The 3,624-nt window shown below is 57.5% G+C and carries 3 protein-coding genes; 2 read left to right on the top strand and 1 reads right to left on the bottom strand.

Annotation, left to right across the window (positions count from 1 at the left end; all coding sequences use genetic code 11):
* Positions 1-146: 146 nt before the first annotated feature.
* The gene (gene recN, locus ACIPLA_RS28010) at positions 147-1,820 is read right to left on the bottom strand and encodes a DNA repair protein RecN (RefSeq protein ID WP_008067195.1); all 1,674 of its coding nucleotides are present in this window, start codon (positions 1,818-1,820) and stop codon (positions 147-149) included.
* A 241-nt stretch (positions 1,821-2,061) separates the two neighbouring features.
* Here recN and grpE point away from each other — a divergent pair, with 241 nt between their 5' ends.
* Both grpE and ACIPLA_RS28000 read left to right on the top strand, forming a co-directional pair.
* Entirely contained in the window at positions 2,062-2,628 is a 567-nt protein-coding gene (grpE, locus tag ACIPLA_RS28005) for a nucleotide exchange factor GrpE (RefSeq protein ID WP_007900531.1), read from the top strand.
* Positions 2,629-2,730: 102 nt separating this feature from the next.
* A partial coding sequence (locus ACIPLA_RS28000) for an Hsp70 family protein (protein ID WP_401177703.1) occupies positions 2,731-3,624 on the top strand: 894 nt, incomplete at its 3' end.

Raw genomic sequence — 3,624 nt, 5'->3', positions numbered from 1 at the left:
CAATCGTCGACAAGTATGGCTTCGAGATGGTTGATCACAATCTTGTACTGTACGTGCGCAAGAAAAAGTAAGCATGTCGCGCGAACTTCAGGTTCGCGAAACGAACGAAGGCGACCCCAGGGTCGCCTTCGTGCTTTCTGCAGTTCTTAAATTTTCGCGGTAACGACCATTTTTTTCGCGTGAGCCAGTGATTCCTTGGTGAGATCGATGCCCCCGAGCATTCGTGCCACTTCTTCGACGCGATCGGTCTTGCTCAGTTTGGAGACGGCTGTATGCGTGGCGTCTTCACCGCGGACCTTGTGTACAAATAGATGTTGATGCCCCTGCGCCGCCACTTGCGGCAAGTGAGTCACGGTCAGAACCTGCCCACGCTCCCCGAGGCGTCGCAGCAATTGACCCACGATTTCGGCAGTGGGGCCGCCGATACCCACATCCACTTCATCGAAAACCAGGGTGGGTACGCGGGAGGTCTGTGCGGTGATCACCTGAATCGCCAGGCTGATACGCGACAGTTCGCCACCCGACGCCACTTTTGCCAGGGCTTTCAACGGTTGCCCCGGGTTCGCGCTCACCAGCAGTTCTACTTGTTCGAGCCCATTGGGCAGCAGTTCGTCGCTGCTGTTGGGGCGCAGTTCGATGGTGAAGCGGCCGCCGGGCATGCCCAAACGCTGGATTTCCTGTTCCACGGCGCTGGCCAGGCTGCTTGAGGCTTGATGTCGCAGATCGCTCAGCTCACGGGCCTTCTCCTGGTAATGGCGGGCGTAGGAGGCCAGCTCATCGCTCAGTCGTTCGATGGATTCGTCGTTGGCATTCAGGGTTTCGATTTCATCGAGTAGCTTCTGCTGCATCTCGGCGACCTCGGTCGGCTGGATGCGGTGTTTGCGCGCCAGGGTGTAGATGGCATCGAGGCGTTCTTCCAGGTATTGAAGGCGGGCCGGGTCGGCGTCGAAATTGTCGAGGAAACGGTTGAGCTCGCCCACGGCTTCTTCAACCTGAATCTGCGCGCTGGTCAGCAGGCTGCTGGCTTCGCCCAAGGCGCCGATCGAATTGTTCACGCTCGATAGGCGATTAAGGCTGGCGGTGAGCGCGTTCAGTACGTTGCCGGAATCACTTTCGCTGCATTGTTCGACCACTTGCCGGCAAATGCCCAGCAGGGTTTCGGCGTTGGTCAGGTTCTTGTGTTCCTGTTCCAGCTGCTCCAGCTCGGTTTCGCCGAGGCCGAGGTTTTCCAGTTCTTCAAGTTGGTAGCTGAGCAACTGATGGCGGGCGCGCTGTTCGTCGCCGGAGTTGGAAAGGCGTTCCAGTTCCTGGCGGGTCTGGCGCCAGCGTTGGGCAGCCAGTTGCACCTGGCGGGCGAGGTCTGTGGCACCGGCGTATTCGTCGAGCAGGCGGCGATGGGTATCGGTTTTGAGCAGGGATTGGTGTTCGTGCTGGCTGTGGATATCGATCAGCAACTCGCCTAGGGCCTTCAAGTCACCGAGAGGGCAGGGGGTGCCGTTGATATAGCCGCGGGATCGCCCTTCAGCGGTGATCACTCGACGCAGAATGCACGGGCCGTCGTTCTCGAGGTCGCGCTCGGCCAGCCAGGCGCTGGCTTCCGGGATGTCGATCAGGTCGAAGGTGGCCAGGATATCGGCCTTGTCGGCGCCCGGGCGGACCACGCCGCTGTCGGCGCGATCGCCCAGGGTCAGGCCCAGGGCGTCGAGCATGATCGACTTGCCGGCGCCGGTTTCCCCTGTGATCACGCTCATCCCGCGATCGAGTTCGAGATCGAGATGTTCAACGATGGCGTAGTTATGTACGGACAGGTGCACCAGCATAAAGGCCGCTCCCAGGCTTTAGGTCTGGTTATTTATACAGTGTTTTGTTTCGGGCTGACAATGCCCTCTCTTAGGTCGATTTGCTTGATTTGCGAAAATCCTTAGCGCAATGAGGAATGACAATGCAGCTGTTTTTTGTAGGGGTAATCATCAAATAGCCCTTGAAGCTGAATTTTGCGGCCCCATATACCGGGGCAGAAGCGCGAGTTGAGCTCGCGGACGATATTGGAAGGAGAAATCTATGGCTGACGAACAGACAGTGGATACGCAAAATCTAGACGCCAACCAGGGCCCCGAGGCTTCGGGTGAAGACCTGGCGGCTCGTGTACAAGTGCTCGAAGAGCAATTGGCTGGTGCGCAGGATCAGGCTTTGCGTGTAGCCGCCGATCTGCAGAACGTCCGCCGCCGTGCCGAGCAGGACGTTGAAAAGGCTCACAAATTCGCCTTGGAAAAGTTCGCTGGCGACCTGCTGCCGATCATCGACAGCCTGGAGCGCGGCCTGGAGCTGTCCAACCCTGACGACGAAAACATTCGTCCGATGCGCGAAGGGATCGAACTGACCCTGAAAATGTTCCAGGACACCCTGAAACGTTATCACCTGGAAGCGATCGATCCTGAAGGCGAACCCTTCAACGCCTCGCATCACCAGGCAATGGCCATGCAGGAAAGCGCCGACGTCGAGCCAAACAGCGTGCTCAAGGTGTTTCAGAAGGGCTACCAGCTTCACGGTCGCCTGCTGCGCCCGGCCATGGTCGTGGTCAGCAAGGCACCTGCACCGGTTTCGCCTTCGATTGACGAGCAGGCTTGAAATTAGCCGCAAGGCCCCCATTTAGAAGTCAAGCGTTTAAGTGCTACCGCAGTCAGCCACCACTACTGCGGCATCCAAATCCAAAGTTTCGGGAGAGTGAACATGGGCAAAATTATCGGTATCGACCTGGGGACTACCAACTCCTGCGTCTCCGTGTTGGAAAACGGCAAAGCCAAAGTTATTGAAAACGCTGAAGGCGCGCGTACCACGCCGTCGATCATCGCTTATGCCAACGACGGTGAAATCCTGGTTGGCCAGTCGGCCAAGCGTCAGGCGGTGACCAATCCGCATAACACCCTGTACGCGGTGAAGCGTCTGATCGGTCGTCGTTTTGACGAAGAAGTCGTACAGAAAGACATCCAGATGGTCCCTTACAAGATCGTCAAGGCTGACAACAACGACGCCTGGGTTGAAGTGAACGGCCAGAAAATGGCGCCGCCACAAATTTCGGCTGAAATTCTGAAGAAAATGAAGAAAACCGCCGAAGACTACCTCGGCGAGCCAGTGACCGAAGCGGTGATCACCGTTCCGGCCTACTTCAACGACAGCCAGCGTCAAGCCACCAAAGACGCCGGCCGCATCGCGGGTCTGGACGTTAAACGTATCATCAACGAACCAACCGCAGCCGCACTGGCCTACGGTATGGACAAGGCCAAAGGCGATCACACCGTGATCGTTTACGACTTGGGCGGCGGTACTTTCGACGTTTCCGTGATCGAAATCGCTGAAGTTGATGGCGAGCACCAGTTCGAAGTGTTGGCCACCAACGGTGACACTTTCCTGGGTGGTGAAGACTTTGACATTCGTCTGATCGACTACCTCGTTGACGAGTTCAAGAAAGAAAGCGGCATGAACCTCAAGGGTGACCCGCTGGCCATGCAGCGCCTGAAAGAAGCCGCTGAGAAAGCCAAAATCGAACTGTCCTCGAGCCAGTCGACCGACGTGAACCTGCCGTACATCACTGCAGACGCTACCGGTCCTAAGCACTTGAACGTG

Origin of the sequence: Pseudomonas sp. NPDC086112 (assembly GCF_044746425.1) — a bacterium.
GTDB lineage: Bacteria > Pseudomonadota > Gammaproteobacteria > Pseudomonadales > Pseudomonadaceae > Aquipseudomonas.
This window is presented reverse-complemented; position numbering and strand designations above follow the sequence as displayed.